This is a genomic window from Streptomyces albidoflavus, assembly GCF_000719955.1.
Classification (GTDB): domain Bacteria; phylum Actinomycetota; class Actinomycetes; order Streptomycetales; family Streptomycetaceae; genus Streptomyces; species Streptomyces albidoflavus.
This window is the reverse complement of the sequence record NZ_JOII01000017.1, coordinates 163,032-180,729: the sequence shown is the minus strand read 5'-3', so window position 1 is coordinate 180,729 and position 17,698 is coordinate 163,032. Positions and strand designations below refer to the sequence as shown.

The window sequence follows — 17,698 nt, the reverse complement described above, 5'->3', positions numbered from 1 at the left end:
GCTCCGGCGCTCACCTTCGGGTGGGGCCGGGGCGCTTGTGCAGCCCGTCGGGGCCCTGCCCGGCGCGTGGAGGGAAACGGTGTTGCGTTCCAGGTGGCCGGTGCGGATGCCGGCCGGTCGGAGGCGGTGAAGATGACCGACGTGGTGTTGAAGCTGTCGGCGCGCGATCTGCTGCACGCGGACCTCGCGTCGTGCGGATGGGCGGGGTCCGCACACCACCTGGCCGGCGTCGCGAGGCAGTTGGAGCGTGCTCGGCTCGGCGAGGTCGACTACCTGGCGGTCTGCCCCGCGACGGACATTCCCGTCGCGAAGGGCGGCGTGGACTATCAGGTGAAGGAGGGGGTCGGCACTCTGTGGCAGCTGGCGGTCCAGCCGGCCCTGCAGTCGTGCGGGATCGGCACTTTCCTCGTCCAGGCCGCGGAGCTTCGGATCAGGAACCGCGGTCTGCGCCACGCCGAACTCGGCGTGGAGGAGAACAACCCCCGGGCCCGGGCGCTGTACGAGCGCCTGGGCTATGTCGCGTACGACCGCCAGCCCGACTCGTGGGAAGAGCAAGCTCCGGACGGGACGCTGCGCCGCTACGAGACGATGTGCACGTTGCTGCGCAAGGATCTCCCGTAGTCCCGCCCGAGTCCGGTGGCCCGTGGCCTACGTGCAGCCCGGTGGCTGAAGGGGCCGGTCCCGCGCGCCGGCCCCGGCTCCCCCTCCGCAGGGGCCGGGGCCGTTCGCGTGGCTGCGGGGGCCGGGGTCACCACATCAGCGCGTCCGCCGCCGAGGTCTGCCAGTAGGTGACGGCGTTGCTGCTGTCGATGCGGACCGAGTCGAAGGGGAGGGCGGGGTGGGACGGGGCGCCGGTGGAGCCCTGGCCGGAGCGGGCGGCGTAGTAGAGGGTCAGGGAAGTGGCGTCGTAGGGGTGGGAGCCGTCGGGGGTGGAGGTGAGGACGCCGGCGTAGCCGGACTCGCCGGGCTCGAGGGTGACGACGGCCTGGGGCTTGCTCTCCTCGATGAAGGGGACGGCGGACTGGGCCTGGTCGAAGCGGAGGTAGGGGGCGTAGTAGAGGTGGCAGGTGGTGTCGCTGGTGTTGGTGGCCTTGATCAGGAGGTGGTTGATCGGGCGGGGGGCGTCGGTGACGGTCACCTTGGTGCCCTTGGCGGTGCAGGAGGTGGTCTTCTTGGCGGTCTTGCGGTCGGCGACCTGGGTGGCCTCCTTGCCGGAGCTACCGGAGTTGACGGAGTTGCCGGAGCTATCGGAGCCCTTGGAGTCGCCGGAGTCGTTGGAGGCTCCGGCGGTGTCCGAGTCGGTCCCGGTGGCGGGGGACTGCTTCTCGGTGGACTCCGTGCCCGGGGCCGGCGGCTGGGTGGAGTCGACGACTCCGGTGGCGTCGGCGGTGCCGGTCTGGCAGGCGGTAAGGGAGAGGGCGGCGGTGGTGACGAGGGCGGCGGCGAGGGTGCGCAGGCGGCGGGAGCGGGGCGTGGCGGTCATGGTGACGTCCTTTCAGCGGTGCGGCGTGCTTGGATGACCGAAGCTTGCGGCGCGTTTCGTCCCGGCCGCCAGCAAGATCCGGGGGAACGGGACGCTGGAACGGTGAAACAGGGTCTGACCTGCGGGAACGTGGGTGCCCTGGAACGGCATCACGGGATGGGGAACGGGTGGGGACCGCAGATTCCACAGGGGAGGCGGAGCGGCTCGCCGCGCTGCTGAGCACGCTCAAGGAGCGTTCGGGGCTCAGTTACGGGGCGCTCGGCAAGCGGCTGCATCTGTCGGCCTCGACGCTCCACCGGTACTGCAACGGGGACGCCGTACCGGCCGACTTCGCGCCCCTCAACCGCTTCGCCCGCCTCTGCCGGGCGACGCCGGAGGAGCTGGTGGAGGTGCACCGGCGGTGGATCCTCGCCGACGCGGCGCGGGAGCAGCGGGGCAAGGGCGTCGGAGGCGCGGCAGGGGGCGCCGCCCCGGCAGCCGATCCCGGTACGCCTGCCGACCCGCCGGACGCCGACGACACCCCGAAGAGCCCGGAGACTCCGGACACCCAGGAGACCCACGAGACCCCGGACAGCCCGTCTGCCCCCCGCCCGCGCCCTCGCCCGCGCCGGCGCCTCATCCTCGCCGCCACCGCCGGTGTGATCGCCGTGGCCGCCACCGCGGCCCTGCTCGTCGGCCGCCTCGTCGACGACGGTGCCGGGGCCGATGCCGGACAGGCAGCCGGAGCCGCACGCGGACCCGTGGCCTCGCCGGAGGCGGCCGAGTCCCCGAGCCCGAGCCCGTCCGGCTCGGCGTCGGGGAAGCCGTCCGCGTCCCCGTCCCCCTCGGGCACCCCCGGCGCCTCCCCGGGGAGTACGGCGGACGGCAAGCCCGCCGCCCCCGCGCCCACCGGCGTCCCCTTCCACGCCTCCGTGCGTGCGCACGCCTGGGAGAACCAGTGCAGTCAGCGGTACCTGGTGGACCGGGAGCCCGACGCGGTGCGGCCGCCGCCCGTCGAGCAGGACGCGCCCGCGTGGGTGGCGGCGATGGGGGCGGTGTCGGCGGACGAGCAGGTGGTGGAGGTGACGCTCCAGGGGAAGGGGAGCGAGACGGTCGTGCTCCAGGCGCTGCACGTGCGGGTGGTGCGTACCGGTGAGCCGCTGCCCTGGACCGACTACGGGACCGGGGTCGGCTGCGGCGGCGGGGTCGCGCTGCGCACCTTCGACGTCGACCTCGACCAGGGCAGCCCCGCCGCCCGCGCGGCCGAGGGGCAGCGCCCGTTCCCGTACAAGATCAGTGAGAGCGATCCGGAGATGTTCCGGGTCACGGCGCACACCGGCGGGCGGGACGTCAGCTGGTACCTGGAGGTGGAGTGGTCGAGCGGGGAGCGGCAGGGGGTGTTCCGGGTGGACGACCGGGGGCGGCCGTTCCGGACCAGCGCGTCGGCCGGGCGGCCGGCGTACGACTACCCGCCCGGCGCCTCGGAGTGGAGCGAGCACCAGCCCGGATAGGCCAGGGGCGGCCGGGTGTCCACATGGCGGGCTCCTAGAGTGCGGGGAGGCCGCCCCGGCGCGGGCGGAGTACGCAGAACGAGGAGTGCCCCATGTCGCTGAGCCCTGCCGCAACCGTTCCCACGCCGCCGCTCGCGGGACGGGCCGTAGGCGGCGGGGGGTCGCCGGTCGGGGACATCCTGGCGGTGACGGCGCGGCCCGAGGTGATCAACTTCGCGGGCGGGCTGCCGGCGCGGGAGCTGTTCGACGCCGAGGGGATCGCGGAGGCGTTCCGGGCGGTCCTGGCCGAGCAGGCGCCGCGTGCGCTCCAGTACGCGACGACCGAGGGCGAGCCGGCGCTGCGCGGGGCGCTCGCCGGGCGGATGACGGCGCGCGGCCTCGCCACCGAGGCGGACGACGTGCTGGTCACCACCGGCTCGCAGCAGGGCCTGTCCCTCGTCGCGCAGGCGCTGATCGAGCCCGGTGACACCGTGCTGGTGGAGAGCCCCTGCTACCTGGCCGCGCTCCAGGTCTTCGCCTTCGCCGGGGCCCGGATCGTGCCGGTGGCCTGCGACGACGAGGGGATCGACCCGGCCGCCCTGGAGGAGCTGGTGGTCCGCGAGCGCCCCAAGTTCCTCTACACCGTGCCGACCTTCCAGAACCCGACCGGCCGCACCATGACCGCGGACCGGCGCCGCGAGGTCGCCCGGATCGCGGCCCGCCGCGGCCTGTGGATCGTCGAGGACGACCCGTACGGCGAGCTGCGGTTCGCCGGGGAGCGGCTGCCGTGGATCGCCTCGCTGCCCGAGGCGGCCGACCGGACCGTGCTGCTCGGCAGCTTCTCCAAGGTGATGGCGCCGGGGCTGCGGCTCGGCTGGCTGCGCGCGCCCCGCCCGCTGCGCGCCGCCTGCGCCCTGGTCAAGGAGGGCACCGACCTGCACACCCCGACCCTCAACCAGCTGGCCGCCGCCCGCTACCTCGCCGACAACGACCTCGACGCCCACGTCGCCCGCGTCGCCGCCGTCTACGGCACCCGCCGCGACGCCCTCCTCGCGGGCCTGCCCGACGCCCTGCCCGCCGGTTCGACGTGGACCACCCCGCAGGGCGGCATGTTCGTCTGGGCGCGGCTGCCCGAGGGGCACGACACCGCCGCCCTGCTGCGCACCGTGGTCGGCTTCGACGTGGCGTACGTGCCGGGCGCGCCCTTCTTCGCCGGCCGCCCCGACCACGGCACGCTGCGGCTCTGCTTCGTGACGCAGACCCCGGACGAGATCGCCGAGGGGCTCAGACGCCTGGAGAAGGGGTTCGCGGCGGCGGCCGGCTGAGGTTCCGGGAACGGACGGAGGGGCCGGCCGGTACGCGCGTACCGGCCGGCCCCTCCTCGTGTCGTACGGACCGTCCTACAGCTGCTCGGGCGTGCGGATGCCGAGCAGTTCCATGCCCTGGTGGAGGGTGCGGCCGGTGAGGTCGCAGAGGAAGAGGCGGTTCTCCACGAGCTCCGGCGGGTTGTCGGCCGAGAGCACGTGGCACTGGTCGTAGAAGGTCGTGTACAGCGAGGCCGTCTGGTAGAGGTACGCGGCCAGCTTGTGCGGGGCGTACTCGGCGGCGGCGTCCGAGGCGATCTCGCCGAACTGGTCCAGGTGCAGCCCGAGCGCCCGCTCGGCCGGGGCCAGCGCCAGCTCGGGGTGGGCCACGGGACGGGCCTCGCCCGCCCGGCGCAGGATCGACCGGATCCGGGCGTAGGCGTACTGGAGGTAGACCGAGGTGTCGCCGTTGAGCGAGACCATCTGGTCCAGGTCGAACTTGTAGTCGCGGGCGGCGGAGGTCGACAGGTCGGCGTACTTGACCGCGCCGATGCCCACCTCGGCGCCGCGCTCGGCGATCTGCTCCTCGGTGAGCTGCTCTTTGACGTCCTTCTCGCGGACCACGGCGGTGGCGCGCTCCACGGCCTCGTCGAGCAGGTCGACCAGCCGGACCGTCTCGCCCTCACGGGTCTTGAAGGGCTTGCCGTCCTTGCCGAGGACGGTGCCGAAGGCGAGCTGGACGGCCTTGACGTCCTCGCCGAGCCAGCCGGCCCGCCGGGCCGTCTCGAAGACCATCTTGAAGTGGAGCGACTGCCGGGCGTCCACCACGTAGAGCAGGGTGTCGGCCTTGAGCTGGAAGACGCGGTCGCGGATGGCGGAGAGGTCGGTGGCGGCGTAGCCGAAGCCGCCGTCGGACTTCTGGACGATCAGCGGGACGGGCTGGCCGTCGGGGCCCTTCACGTCGTCGAAGAAGACGCACAGCGCGCCCTCGGAGCGGACCGCGACGCCGGACTCCTCCAGCAGGCGGCAGGTCTCCGCGAGCATGGCGTTGTAGCCGGACTCGCCGACCACGTCGGCGTCGTGGATCTCCATGTCGAGCTTGTTGAAGACGGAGTAGAAGTAGACCTTCGACTCGTCCACGAACCGCTGCCACATCGCCAGCGTCTCCGGGTCGCCCGCCTGGAGGTCGACCACCCGGCGCCGGGCGCGGGTCTTGAACTCCTCGTCGGAGTCGAAGAGGGCGCGGCTCGCCTTGTAGAGCCGGTTGAGGCTCGACATGGCCTGCTCACCGGCCTCCACGCTGGCCTGCCCGGCCTCCACGGCGGCACTCTCGGCGGTGGCGGCCAGCTCGCCCGGGTGCTCGATCAGGTACTGGATGAGCATGCCGAACTGGGTGCCCCAGTCGCCGATGTGGTGGCGGCGGACCACCTGCTCGCCGGTGAACTCCAGCATCCGCACCACCGCGTCGCCGATCACGGCCGAGCGCAGGTGGCCGACGTGCATCTCCTTGGCGACGTTCGGCTGGGCGTAGTCGATCACCGTGGTGCCGGGCGCCTCGGCGAGCGGCACGCCGAGGCGGGCCGGGTCGGCGGCGCGGGCCGCGAGGTTCCGGGTGATGGCGGCGTCGGAGAGGGTGAGGTTGAGGAAGCCGGGCCCGGAGACCTCGATGTCCTGGATCACCTCGTCCGCCCCGATGGCGTCGACGACCTTGGTGGCCAGCTCGCGCGGGTTGCCCTTGAGCTTCTTGGCGAGGGCCAGGATGCCGTTGGCCTGGTAGTCGGCCCGGTCGCTACGTCGCAGCAGCGGGTCGGCGGCGCCGGCCTCCGGCAGGGCAGCCGCGAGGGCGTCCGCGAGACGCTGGTGGACGGAGGCGGTGAGCGAGGTGACCGAGGCCATGGGGTGGGGTGCCGTTCTCCTTGGGGTGCTGATGGTCGCGCCAAGTATCCCACCTGGCGCGAGCGCCGTGAAAAGCGGTTTTCGTGGTAGGGCGGCGAGCTGGGACAATGGTGGCGGGCCGCGACCGAAGTCCCGGGCGGCCACCGAAGGTGAATGAGAAAGAAGGACGTGCCGATCGTGGCTCAGAGCACAGAGACCGCCGACTGGGTCTCCCGTTACGCGGACGAGGTCATCGCCGAGGCGGAGCGACGAGCCGGTGCCAAAAAGGCCGACGGCACGGCGGACGGGGCACCCGGCACGGACGGCCTGACCGTCGTCGTCGCCTCCGGGCTCTCCCCTTCCGGCCCCATCCACCTGGGCAACCTCCGCGAGGTCATGACCCCGCACCTGGTCGCCGACGAGGTCCGCCGCCGCGGCCACACCGTGCGCCACCTCATCTCCTGGGACGACTACGACCGGTACCGCAAGGTTCCGGCCGGCGTCGCGGGCATCGACGAGAGCTGGGCCGAGCACATCGGCAAGCCGCTCACCGCCGTCCCCGCCCCGGCCGGCTCGGCCTACCCGAACTGGGCCGAGCACTTCAAGGCCGCCATGACCGAGGCGCTGGACGCGCTCGGCGTGGAGTACGACGGGATCAGCCAGACCACCCAGTACACCTCGGGCGCCTACCGCGAGCAGATCCTGCACGCCATGCGCCACCGCGGCGACATCGACGCGATCCTCGCCCAGTACCGCACCAAGAAGGCCCCCGGCAAGAAGTCGCAGAAGCCGGTGGACGAGGCCGAGCTGGAGGCCGCCGAGGGCTCCGGCGCCGCCGCCGAGGACGACGGCACGACGGCGGGCGGCGGCTACTACCCGTACAAGCCGTACTGCACCGTCTGCAACAAGGACCTCACCACCGTCACCTCGTACGACGACGAGACGACGGAGCTGGCCTACACCTGCGCCTGCGGCCACGCCGAGACGGTCAAGCTCTCCACCTTCGACCACGGCAAGCTGGTCTGGAAGGTCGACTGGCCGATGCGCTGGGCCTACGAGGGCGTGATCTTCGAGCCCTCCGGCGTCGACCACTCCTCGCCCGGCTCCTCCTTCCAGGTCGGCGGCCAGATCGTGGAGATCTTCGACGGCGTCCGGCCGATCGGCCCGATGTACGCCTTCGTCGGCATCTCCGGCATGGCGAAGATGTCCTCTTCCAAGGGCGGTGTGCCGACCCCGGCCGACGCCCTGAAGATCATGGAGCCCCAGCTCCTCCGCTGGCTCTACGCCCGCCGCCGCCCCAACCAGTCCTTCAAGATCGCCTTCGACCAGGAGATCCAGCGGCTCTACGACGAGTGGGACAAGCTGGAGGCCAAGGTCGCCGAGGGCGCCGCGCTGCCCGCCGACGCCGCCGCCCACAGCCGCGCCGCCGCCACCGCCGCCGGTGAACTGCCGCGCACCCCGCGCCCGCTGCCGTACCGCACGCTCGCCTCGGTCGCCGACATCACCGCCGGTGCCGAGGACCAGACCCTGCGCATCCTCAGCGAGCTGGACCCGGCCCACCCGATCACCGGCCTGGACGAGGTCCGCCCCCGGCTCGACCGCGCCGAGGCGTGGATCAACACCTACGTCGACGCCGAGGCCCGCACCGTCGTCCGCGCCGAGCCCGACACCGAGGCGCTGGCCGGCCTCGGCGACGAGGCGCGCGAGTCGCTGCGCCTCCTCCTCGACGGCCTCGACAGCCACTGGTCCCTCGACGGGCTGACCACCCTGGTCTACGGCGTGCCGAAGATCCAGGCCGGTTTCCCCGCCGACGCCAAGCCGACCCCCGAGCTGAAGGCGGCCCAGCGCAGCTTCTTCGCCCTGCTCTACCAGCTCCTCGTCGGCCGCGACACCGGCCCGCGCCTGCCCACCCTGCTGCTCGCCGTCGGCGAGGACCGGGTCCGCCGCCTGCTGGGCGCCTGACCGCTCCACGGCGTACGCACGGCGAAGGCCGCCTCCCCCTGTACCCGGGGAGGCGGCCTTCGCCGTGTGCGGGGCGAACCCGGCCGTCAGGCGCTGGTGAAGTCGGGTTCGGGCGCGGCCTGGGCCTGCTCCTGCTCGTAGCGGCGGCGGCACTCGTTCAGGTAAGGCCGCAGCTCCGCCTCGGGGAGCGGGCCGCCCGACTCGTTGGCCACCTGGTGGTGGTCGAGGAGGTACAGGCCGAACCGGCGGGCGTTCGGGTAGTTCCCGTCGATCTCCACGTACCGCCGGAAGGCCGCGAAGAAGGTCTCCTCGTCGATCGCGCCGCCGCCCGGGACCTGCGGGGCCTCGTCCTGCGGAGGCGCCGGCCGCGACTCCTGGGGCTCCTCGCCCTCACGCTGGGCCGGGATCGCCGGGGCCCCGCCGAGCGGACGGGTACGACCCGGGCCCGCCGGAACCTGCACGCCGTCCCTCCGCTCCTCCTCGGCGGCCTCCTGCTGGACCTCGGCCTTCCGCGCCGCCTGCGCCTCCTGGGCCTCGTGCGCGGCGAACCGCTGGTAGCGCTGGTACTCGGCGAAGGTCTGCGGGTCCGGCTCGTACTGCGGGTCGTACGTGCCCTCGTACTGCACGGGGCCCTGCTGCCCGGCGAACCACGGGCTGCCCTCCGGCGGGGGCGCCTGCCGCTCCTGCGGCGCCTCGGCGGCGGGGCGGTCCGCGGGCTGCTTCTCCAGGGAGGTGGCGGGCGCGGGGGCCGGGTCCGTCTCCGTGACCGGCCGGTCGGCGCGCTCCAGTTCCTGGCGGGCGGGTGCGGGGGCCGGCGGGAGCAGGGCCGGTTCGATGCCGGCGGCGGCGAGGCCGGCCGGGGCCGTCTCGGCGAGCGGGACGCCGTACCGGGCCAGGCGCAGCGGCATCAGCGACTCCACCGGGGCCTTGCGGCGCCAGGCGCGGCCGAAGCGGGAGCGCAGGCGGGCCTGGTAGACGAGACGTTCCTGCTCCAGCTTGATGACCTGCTCGTAGGAGCGCAGCTCCCACAGCTTCATCCGGCGCCACAGCAGGAAGGTCGGCAGCGGGGAGAGCAGCCAGCGGGTGATCCGCACGCCCTCCATGTGCTTGTCGGCGGTGATGTCCGCGATCCGGCCGATGGCGTGCCGGGCGGCCTCCACCGCGACGACGAAGAGCACCGGGATCACCGCGTGCATGCCGACCCCGAGCGGGTCGGGCCAGGCGGCGGCGCCGTTGAAGGCGATGGTGGCCGCGGTGAGCAGCCAGGCCGTCTGACGCAGCATCGGGAACGGGATGCGCATCCAGGTCAGCAGCAGATCGAGGGCGAGCAGCACGCAGATGCCCGCGTCGATGCCGATCGGGAAGAAGTACGAGAAGGTGCCGAACCCCTTCTGCAGGGCGAGTTCACGCACCGCCGTGTACGAACCGGCGAAACCGATGGCCGCGATGACCACCGCACCGGCCACGACCACCCCGATGAGTATGCGGTGAGTCCGTGTCAGCTCTGTCGCCGCCACTGGCGCTCCCTCTCCGTCGTCCTGCGGGTCCGTCGGGCCCTGCCGTTGCGTCCTGTTGCGCCCAACAGACTGGCACATGTGTGCGGACCCCCGTGCCGGGGCAGGGCGGGAGCCCGGCGCCGGAGGGGCGTCCGGGATACGCAGAACGGGGCGGGACGGGACGGATCGCGGCGGGTGGCCGACGCGCGGCCGTGGTTCACGTCCCGATTCCCGGTAAGACGTGGCAGTGCCGGGGTACGACAAGGGCCCCGTTCGCGTGCTGGCATGATGCTCGCCACCGGTGGCCCGCCGGCGAACGGACGCGCGGAGGAGAGACTGCCTTGACCACGACCGACAGGGACAGGGCGGCGCTGCGTGCCGAGGACACACCCGAGGAGCCACGCCGGAACGCGGGCCGGGACGTGGACCAGGGCGTGAGCGGGGACGTGCCGGGGGAGGCGCCGGGCAGGAGCGGGCGCCAGCCGTCGCCCTCCAGGCTGTCCGCCGCCGACATACTGACCCTGGGGAACGCGGTCTGCGGGTTCTCCTCGGTGTACTTCATCACCACCGCCGTGCTGGTCCCCTACCTGACCGGCGGTCCGGGCGACGGCACCCTCCGGCAGGGCGCGGCCACCGCCGTCATGCTGATCCTGCTGGCCTCCCTCTTCGACCTGTGCGACGGGCTGGTGGCGCGGAAGTTCCGCAGCTCCGGCATGGGCGCGGAGCTGGACAACCTCTCGGACCTGATCAGCTTCGGTCTCGCGCCGGCCTACTTCGTCGTGGTCTGGGGGCTCGTCGGCGAAGGCTCCCACCTGTGGCTGACCGTCGTCGGCGCGGTCGCCGTGCTGCTGGCCGGGGTGCTGCGGCTGGCCCGCTTCTCCGTCACCACCTCGCGGGACGGCATGTTCGAGGGCATGCCGATCCCCTTCGCGGCGCTCACCGTCGTCTCGGTCGTCCTGCTGGAACTGCCCTTCGCCCTCACCCTCGCCCTGGTGGTCGGCGTCGCCTGGCTCATGGTGAGCCGGGTCGAGTACCCGAAGCCGACGGGCCGGATGGCGGTCGCCACGGTCGTCTGGGCCGCCGTCAACATCGGCTGCCTCGTCGCCTGGGCCGCCGGCGCCCCCGGCGCCGAACGCCTGCTGGTGACCGGCTGCGCCCTCCAGCTCTCCCTCGCCGCCCTGCTCCCCCTGGTCGCCACCGGCCGCCGCCTCAAGGCCCGGCGCGACCGACGCGCGGCGTAAACGACCGACGCTCGGCGTAAACGCGGGGAGGTGCCCGGAACGCACCGGAGCCCGGCCACCGGAAGGTGGCCGGGCTCCGAGTGCGGAACGAGAGGGTGTCCGTCACGACTTGCCGGGGGCCGCGCCCTGGCCGGCGTTGTCGTCGTCGTCTTCCTTCGTGGACTTCTTGTCCGCGTCCTTCTCGGGCTCCTTGCCCGAGTCGGCGTCCGAGGAGCCCTTGGCGTCGGAGCTGTTGGCCTTGGTGACCGCCGCGACGGCCTCCTTGCCGGCCTTGGTGGCGTCCTCGACCAGGCCCTCGGTCTTCGGGGAGCTCTGGCCGGCGAGGCCGGCGCCGTTGTAGTCGACGGTCACCACGACGTTCTCGACGCGGGTCACGAGCGACTGCTGCTTGAAGGTGCCTTCCTTCTTCTTCAGCTCGTAGGAGACCACCGTCGCGGCGTCGCCCGTGCCGGAGACCGGCTCGGCGGCGACCTTCTTGGCGTCCTCGGTGGCCTTGGCGTCGGCGATCTGCTTGGCGTAGTACTTCTCGGCGCGCTTCGCGCCCGAGCCGAGCGCCTCGTCCGAGTCGAACCGCATCAGGGAGACGTGCAGCCAGCGGAACTGCGAGCCGTCGACGCCCTTGTTGTCGAGGCTGTTCCACGAGCAGGTGGCGCGCGAGGCGGTGTCGTCGGACTTGCCGGTCTTGCCCTTGAGGCTGTCCGCGTCGGGGACCAGGTCCTTCAGCGTCTTCTTGGAGAGGGTGGAGCACGCCTCCGGGAGCGTGGCGTACGCGGCCTTCTCCACGGCCGGTGCGGAGGCCGCGGACGAGGAGGCGGGCTTGTCCTGCTGCGCGTCCTTGCCGCCGGAGGAGTCGTCCGAGGAGCAGCCGGCGGCCACGAGCATCACCGGGACGGCGGCGCAGGCGAGTATGCGGGTCAGTCGCTGTGCTGGTCGGTGCATGGTTCCTTCGCTCAAGTCGTGCGGTCGGGCCGAACCGGACGGATCGGATGGTCCGAGGGGTCACCGTACGCCGAAGCGGCGGGGCGCCCCACCCGCTCCGGAGGTGCGCGCCGGGGCGCGCGGGGTCACACGTCGCTCAGCCGCTCGGCCAGCAGGACGGCCAACTCACGCGCCTTTTCCTGCATGGACGCACTGTCGGGGACCTCGGCGACCTGCTTCGGCTGGGCCTCGTACTCCACGGTGACGATCACGTTGGACGTGCGGAACACCACAGTCACGGTGCGCTGGCCGGAGCCGGAGGAGGAGGTGGTGAGCTGGTCGTCGATGAAGGCGTCGTCGGCCAGTTCCTGGAGGAGGCGGGGCTCCAGGCCCTCGGCCGGGGCGGACGAGTCCACCGTCTCGTCGGCGGGCTCCTCGCTCTTCCCGGTCCCCTTCCCCTTCTCCTCCTCGCCCTTGCCCGGCTTCTCCGAGGTCTCGGGGGAGGCGCCCTGGCCCGCCTCGTCGTCGGCGGGGGCGGTGGCGCGGGCCTCGTCGCGGTCGGCCTTGGCGGAGTCGTCGGCGCGGCGCTCCGGCTGCTCCTCACGGGGGTCGGAGGGCAGCGGCAGGTCCGCCTCCTTCATCCGGTCCCCGTAGACGGCCTGCGCGCGGGCGTCGTCGCTGACCGAGGCCGAGTACGAGACGACCCGCTCGAAGTCGATCCGCAGCAGGTGCCCGGCGTCCGCCGAGTCCACCTTCCAGCGGCAGCCGGTGCGCCGGTCCGAGTCGTAGGTGACCGAGGAGGTCCCCTCGTACGCCTTCTGCCGCTGCTCCTGGTCCAGTTCGGCCAGTCCCGGCAGCATCGCGTCGAGCGTGCCGGTCTCCACCGCGCGGCAGGGCTGCGGCAGCGTCTGGTACTTGCCGGGCTCGGCCTGGGCGGTGGTCGCCTGGCCGCCGGCCGGCTTGGCGTCGGGGGAGTCCTCGGCCGCCGGGTCGCCGGTGCAGCCCGCCGCGCCGAGGGCGACCAGCAGCATCAGTGTGCCGGTCACCCGTGCCCTGCGGGGATACGCCTTACGCGCCACGGTCGGGGCTCCTCTCGTACGGCTTCGTCACCCGGCGCCGCGCCGGAAATCCGGTTGCCGTGCTGCGGCGGCCGATGGACACAATGTGTATCGCACGCGCCGCCGGGGTCGCCGGTCGCCCGCCCTGTATGCGGGTGTTGCTCCCGTTATTTGGCCAGGTATTCGCGCGTGACGTCCAGCGGCCCCGCCCTCCCTGAGCAGCGTGCGGCCGACGTACCGGGGGAACGAGACAACCATGGCTTACCAGGAGATTCCGGGCGCGCGGGTACCCATCCGCATATGGGCCGACCCGGCGGGGGTCGAGGAGGCGGCGATGCGCCAGCTCCAGAACGTCGCCACCCTGCCGTGGATCAAGGGCCTCGCCGTCATGCCCGACGTGCACTACGGCAAGGGCGCCACCGTCGGCTCGGTGATCGCCATGCGCGACGCGGTCTGCCCGGCCGCCGTCGGCGTCGACATCGGCTGCGGCATGTCGGCGGTGCGCACCTCGCTCACCGCGGGCGACCTGCCCGGGGACCTCTCCCGGCTGCGCTCCAGGATCGAGGAGGCCATCCCGGTCGGGCGCGGGATGCACGAGCGGCCCGTCGACCCGACCCGTACCCACGGCTTCGGCACCAACCGCTGGGACGCCTTCTGGGACCGCTTCGACACCGTCGCCGACTCCGTCCACTTCCGGCGCGAGCGGGCCGCGCACCAGATGGGCACGCTCGGCTCCGGCAACCACTTCGTCGAGGTCTGCGTCGACACCGACGGCGACGTCTGGCTGATGCTGCACTCCGGCTCGCGCAACATCGGCAAGGAACTCGCCGACCACCACATCGGCGTCGCCCGCGACCTGCCGCACAACCAGGGCCTGGTCGACCGCGACCTCGCCGTCTTCGTCGCGGACACCCCGCAGATGGCGGCGTACCGCAACGACCTGTTCTGGGCGCAGGAGTACGCCAGGTACAACCGGACGCTGATGATGGACCTGCTCAAGCAGGTCGTCTCCCGCGAGTTCAAGAAGGCGCGAGTCGCCTTCGAGCCGGAGATCTCCTGCCACCACAACTACGTGAGTGAGGAGCGGTACGACGGGATGGACCTGCTCGTCACGCGGAAGGGAGCGATCCGGGCCGGCAGCGGGGACTACGGGATCATCCCCGGGTCGATGGGGACCGGGTCGTACATCGTGAAGGGGCTCGGGAACGAGGCCTCCTTCAACTCCGCCTCGCACGGGGCCGGGCGGCGGATGAGCCGGAACGCGGCCAAGCGGAGGTTCTCCCTGCGGGATCTGGCCGAGCAGACGCGGGGTGTGGAGTGCCGGAAGGACTCCGGGGTCGTGGATGAGATTCCGGGGGCCTACAAGCCCATCGAGCAGGTCATCGACCAGCAGCGGGATCTGGTCGAGGTGGTGGCTCAGCTCAAGCAGGTCGTCTGCGTCAAGGGGTGACGCCTGCGGCTGGGCCGGACTGGGCTGGGCTGGTCGTTCCGGCTGCGCCCGGCCGGCCTTGCGGTCAGAGATGGCCTCAAGCGCCGGCCGGGCTGAATTTGGCTGGGGTCCGGAGCGTCCGCGTGCGTACAAGATGGCCTCAAGCGCCGGCCGGGCTGTCGATTGCCGGCCGGGCTGTCCATTGCCTGCCGGGCTGTCCATTGCCAGCTGGGCTGTCCATTGCCTGAAGGGCTGATTCTGGTCGTCGGGATGAGTGGTGGCGTTTGCTCGGTACTCTCGGGGAGGTGCCCGGTCGTGTGTGTGCGGGGTGCTGGTCCGTAGTCGCGTGCCGGTTGTGTGGTGCGCCTTAGTACGACAGGTCTCGCGGTTCCCTTGGCTCTTTCCTCTGCTTCGCTGCTGTCCCCTGCCCGTGTTGCCCCTGTGCCCGTGGCGCCGCCCGGTGGCGGGGGGCTGCTGGGGCGGTTCCGGATGTCGCCGCGGCGGTTGTGGACCGAGGTGCTGGCGGGGCTGGTGGTGGCGCTGGCGCTGATTCCGGAGGTCATCAGTTTCTCGGTGATCGCGGGGGTCGAGCCGGCCGTGGGGCTGTTCGCCTCGTTCACCACGGCCGTGGTGATCTCCGTGGTCGGCGGGCGGCCCGCGATGATCTCGGCCGCCGCCGGGGCCGTCGCGCTGGTGATCGCGCCGCTCAACCGGGAGCACGGGCTCGGGTACCTGATCGCCGCCGTGATCCTCGGCGGGGTGATCCAGATCGTGCTGGGGGTGCTGGGCGTGGCCCGGCTGATGCGGTTCGTGCCGCGTGCGGTCATGGTCGGGTTCGTCAACGCGCTCGCCGTGCTGATCTTCCTGGCCCAGGTCCCGGAGATGGAGCACGTGCCCTGGGCGGTCTATCCGCTGATCGTGGGCGGGATCGCGCTGATGGTCGTCTTCCCCAGGGTGACCACCGTGGTGCCGGCGCCGCTCGTCTCCATCGTGGTGCTCACCCTGATCACCGTCGGCGCCGGCCTCGCCGTGCCGACCGTCGGCGACCGGGGCGCCCTGCCCACCTCACTGCCGACCCCGGGCCTGCCGGACGTCCCCTTCACCCTCGACACCCTGACGCTGATCGCCCCGTACGCCCTCGCGCTGGCGCTGGTGGGGCTGATGGAGTCGCTGCTGACCGCGCAGCTCGTCGACGATCTCACCGACAGCCCCTCCGACAAGCGGCGCGAGTCGGTCGGGCAGGGCATCGCCAACGTCGTCACCGGCTTCTTCGGCGGCCTCGGCGGCTGCGCCATGATCGGCCAGACCATGGTCAACGTGAAGACGGCCGGGGCCCGCACCCGCCTCTCCACCTTCCTCGCCGGGGTCTTCCTGCTGCTGCTCTGCCTCACCCTCGGCCCGGCCGTCTCGGCGATCCCGATGGCGGCGCTGGTCGCGGTGATGGTGATGGTCTCCTTCACCACCTTCGACTGGCGCTCGATCGCCCCGGCGACCCTGCGCCGGCTGCCGGTGGGCGAGAGCGCGGTCATGGCGGTCACCGTCGTCTTCGTCGTCGCCACCCACAACCTGGCCGTCGGCGTGATCGTCGGCTGCCTGGCCGCGCTCGGGGTCTTCGCCCGCCGGGTCGCGGGCCGCGCCGAGCTGGCCGTCACCCGGTCCCCGGACGGCTCCACCGTGCGGTACGCGGTCACCGGCGACCTCTTCTTCGCCTCCGCCAACGGCCTCGCCGACCGCTTCGACTACGCCGGGGACCCGGAGAAGGTCGTGGTGGACCTCGGCGCGGCCCGTCTCTGGGACGCCTCGGCGGTCGCCGTGCTGGACGCGATCGCGGCCAAGTACGCCCAGCGCGGCAAGGACGCCGAGGTGACCGGGCTGACCGGCGCGGGCGCCGAGCTGCACGCGCGGCTCAGCGAGCGTGCGTGACGGCGTAGATCATCACGAAGGCGACGATGTGGATGCCGAAGAAGAAGTAGCCCAGCGACCACCAGACGTACTTCTCGGTGCGGGTCTCCTCCGCCAGCCGGCGGCGCTCCTGCGGGGTGGCGACGGGACGTTCGGGCGGCCCGGGGGCCGGGTCGGGCCCGGGTGCTTCCGGGCCGGGGGCGGAGGCGGTCATGGGCGGATCACAGCTCCCGGTGGACCTTGGTGTTGGACGCCTGCGCGCGGGGCCGGAGCACCAGCAGGTCGACGTTGACGTGGCTGGGGCGGGTCACCGCCCAGGCGACGGTGTCGGCGACGTCCTCGGCGGTCAGCGGCTCGGCGACGCCCGCGTAGACCTTGGCGGCCTTCTCGGTGTCGCCCCGGAAGCGGGTCAGGGCGAACTCGTCGGTCTTCACCATGCCCGGGGCGATCTCGATGACCCGCACCGGCGTGCCGACGATCTCCAGCCGCAGCGTCTCGGCGAGGACGTGCTCGCCGTGCTTGGCCGCGACGTACCCGGCGCCGCCCTCGTAGGTGGCGAGCCCGGCCGTGGAGGAGATGACCACCACGGTGCCGTCGCCGCTCGCGGTGAGGGCGGGCAGCAGGGCCTGGGTGATGTTGAGGGTGCCGATGACGTTGGTCTCGTACATCTGGCGCCAGTCGTCCGGGGAGCTGGAGGCGACCGGGTCGGCGCCGAGCGCGCCGCCCGCGTTGTTCACCAGCACCGCGATCTTCTGGAAGGCGGTGGCGAACTCGTCGACGGCGGCCCGGTCGGTCACGTCCAGCGGGTACGCGGTGACGCTGTGCCCCGCCTCGGTCAGCTCGGCCGCGAGCGCCTCGATGCGGTCCTTGCGGCGGGCGGTGAGCACCACCCGGTATCCGGCCTCGGCCAGCTTGCGCGCGCCGGCGGCGCCGATGCCGCTGCTCGCACCGGTGACGACGGCGATCCGGTTGCCGGGGGTGGGCGCGGCGCTCATGACGGTGCTCCTCAGAGAAGGTCGGCGGGACGACTCCCGGGGCCGGACGACCCCCGGAACCATCCGCCAGCATAGGCACCGCGCCCGCCGGGTCCGCGCCCGAGGCGGCCTCAGCGCAGCAGCTTGCCGAAGTGGAAGGCGCGAATCGAGAACCGCTCGCGCAGGTAGAAGCGGTGGGCGTCGGTGCGCTGGGTGCCCGAGTCGAGGTCGAGCACGCGGCAGTCCAGCTCACGGGCCCGGTCCTCCAGGTACGCGACGAGTTCCCGGCCGGCGCCGGTGGAGCGGGCCGCCTCGGCGGTGACCAGGTCGTCGACGTAGAGCTTGCGGATGGCGCTGGTGTTGGCGATCACCCGCCACCCCGCGACCGCCACGCAGCGGCCCTCCACGTCGTAGAGGGCGGTGAAGCGGAGGCCCTGCGGGTGGCCGGTGGCGTAGACGTCCTCCAGGAGGCGGGGGGTGAGGTGGGGGCGGAGTTCGGTGAGGACGGGGAGGGCGTCGGCGGTGAGGCGGGGGTCGCCGGGGGCCAGGTCGATGATGTTCATGGCAGCACGGTAGGCGCTGCGCCC

General features: G+C 72.8%; 15 protein-coding genes. 7 read left to right on the top strand and 8 right to left on the bottom strand.

The genetic code is table 11. From position 1 onward, the window contains the following. Positions 1–132 precede the first annotated feature (132 nt). A complete protein-coding gene (locus IF45_RS0119320; protein WP_008403609.1) occupies positions 133–621 on the top strand; it encodes a GNAT family N-acetyltransferase in 489 nt (162 codons plus the stop codon). Positions 622–748: 127 nt separating this feature from the next. Here IF45_RS0119320 and IF45_RS0119315 read toward each other — a convergent pair whose 3' ends face one another. After that, complete coding sequence (locus IF45_RS0119315; protein WP_030308590.1) at positions 749–1,483, bottom strand: DUF4232 domain-containing protein; 735 nt, start codon at positions 1,481–1,483, stop codon at positions 749–751. Positions 1,484–1,650: 167 nt separating this feature from the next. Here IF45_RS0119315 and IF45_RS0119310 point away from each other — a divergent pair, with 167 nt between their 5' ends. Then, positions 1,651–2,973, top strand: coding sequence for a transcriptional regulator (locus tag IF45_RS0119310; protein ID WP_003948830.1), 1,323 nt, complete (start codon positions 1,651–1,653; stop codon positions 2,971–2,973). Positions 2,974–3,065: 92 nt separating this feature from the next. Then, positions 3,066–4,277, top strand: a complete 1,212-nt coding sequence (locus IF45_RS0119305; protein ID WP_030308588.1) for an aminotransferase-like domain-containing protein — start codon at positions 3,066–3,068, stop codon at positions 4,275–4,277. 75 nt (positions 4,278–4,352) lie between these two features. Here the strand turns inward: IF45_RS0119305 and argS are convergent, their stop codons facing one another. Beyond that, complete coding sequence (argS, locus tag IF45_RS0119300; RefSeq protein ID WP_003948828.1) at positions 4,353–6,152, bottom strand: arginine--tRNA ligase; 1,800 nt, start codon at positions 6,150–6,152, stop codon at positions 4,353–4,355. 168 nt (positions 6,153–6,320) lie between these two features. Between argS and lysS the strand changes: the two genes are divergently transcribed. Next, positions 6,321–8,093 (top strand): lysine--tRNA ligase, encoded by a 1,773-nt coding sequence (lysS, locus tag IF45_RS0119295; RefSeq protein WP_018470423.1) that lies wholly within the window; start codon positions 6,321–6,323, stop codon positions 8,091–8,093. A gap of 86 nt (positions 8,094–8,179) precedes the next feature. Here the strand turns inward: lysS and IF45_RS0119290 are convergent, their stop codons facing one another. After that, entirely contained in the window at positions 8,180–9,610 is a 1,431-nt protein-coding gene (locus tag IF45_RS0119290) for a DUF2637 domain-containing protein (RefSeq protein ID WP_030308587.1), read from the bottom strand. Positions 9,611–9,930: 320 nt separating this feature from the next. Here IF45_RS0119290 and pssA point away from each other — a divergent pair, with 320 nt between their 5' ends. Beyond that, positions 9,931–10,830, top strand: coding sequence for a CDP-diacylglycerol--serine O-phosphatidyltransferase (pssA, locus tag IF45_RS0119285; RefSeq protein ID WP_030308586.1), 900 nt, complete (start codon positions 9,931–9,933; stop codon positions 10,828–10,830). 102 nt (positions 10,831–10,932) lie between these two features. On the opposite strand, the gene IF45_RS0119280 is transcribed toward pssA, so the two are convergent. After that, positions 10,933–11,769, bottom strand: coding sequence for a DUF3558 family protein (locus tag IF45_RS0119280; RefSeq protein ID WP_008403616.1), 837 nt, complete (start codon positions 11,767–11,769; stop codon positions 10,933–10,935). Between the two features lie 125 nt (positions 11,770–11,894). Beyond that, positions 11,895–12,827 (bottom strand): hypothetical protein, encoded by a 933-nt coding sequence (locus IF45_RS0119275; protein WP_030308585.1) that lies wholly within the window; start codon positions 12,825–12,827, stop codon positions 11,895–11,897. Between the two features lie 235 nt (positions 12,828–13,062). Here IF45_RS0119275 and IF45_RS0119270 point away from each other — a divergent pair, with 235 nt between their 5' ends. Next, positions 13,063–14,256 (top strand): RtcB family protein, encoded by a 1,194-nt coding sequence (locus IF45_RS0119270; RefSeq protein ID WP_030308583.1) that lies wholly within the window; start codon positions 13,063–13,065, stop codon positions 14,254–14,256. A 468-nt stretch (positions 14,257–14,724) separates the two neighbouring features. Next, complete coding sequence (locus IF45_RS0119265; protein WP_030308580.1) at positions 14,725–16,158, top strand: SulP family inorganic anion transporter; 1,434 nt, start codon at positions 14,725–14,727, stop codon at positions 16,156–16,158. On the opposite strand, the gene IF45_RS0119260 is transcribed toward IF45_RS0119265, so the two are convergent. From IF45_RS0119260 to IF45_RS0119250, 3 genes are all read right to left on the bottom strand, one after another. Next, positions 16,142–16,351: a hypothetical protein gene (locus IF45_RS0119260; protein ID WP_003948819.1), complete on the bottom strand. Its 210-nt coding sequence runs from the start codon at positions 16,349–16,351 to the stop codon at positions 16,142–16,144. The genes IF45_RS0119265 and IF45_RS0119260 overlap by 17 nt on opposite strands. 7 nt (positions 16,352–16,358) lie before the next feature. Beyond that, entirely contained in the window at positions 16,359–17,132 is a 774-nt protein-coding gene (locus IF45_RS0119255) for an SDR family NAD(P)-dependent oxidoreductase (RefSeq protein ID WP_003948818.1), read from the bottom strand. Between the two features lie 110 nt (positions 17,133–17,242). After that, positions 17,243–17,674, bottom strand: coding sequence for a GNAT family N-acetyltransferase (locus IF45_RS0119250; protein WP_030308576.1), 432 nt, complete (start codon positions 17,672–17,674; stop codon positions 17,243–17,245). Positions 17,675–17,698 lie beyond the last annotated feature (24 nt).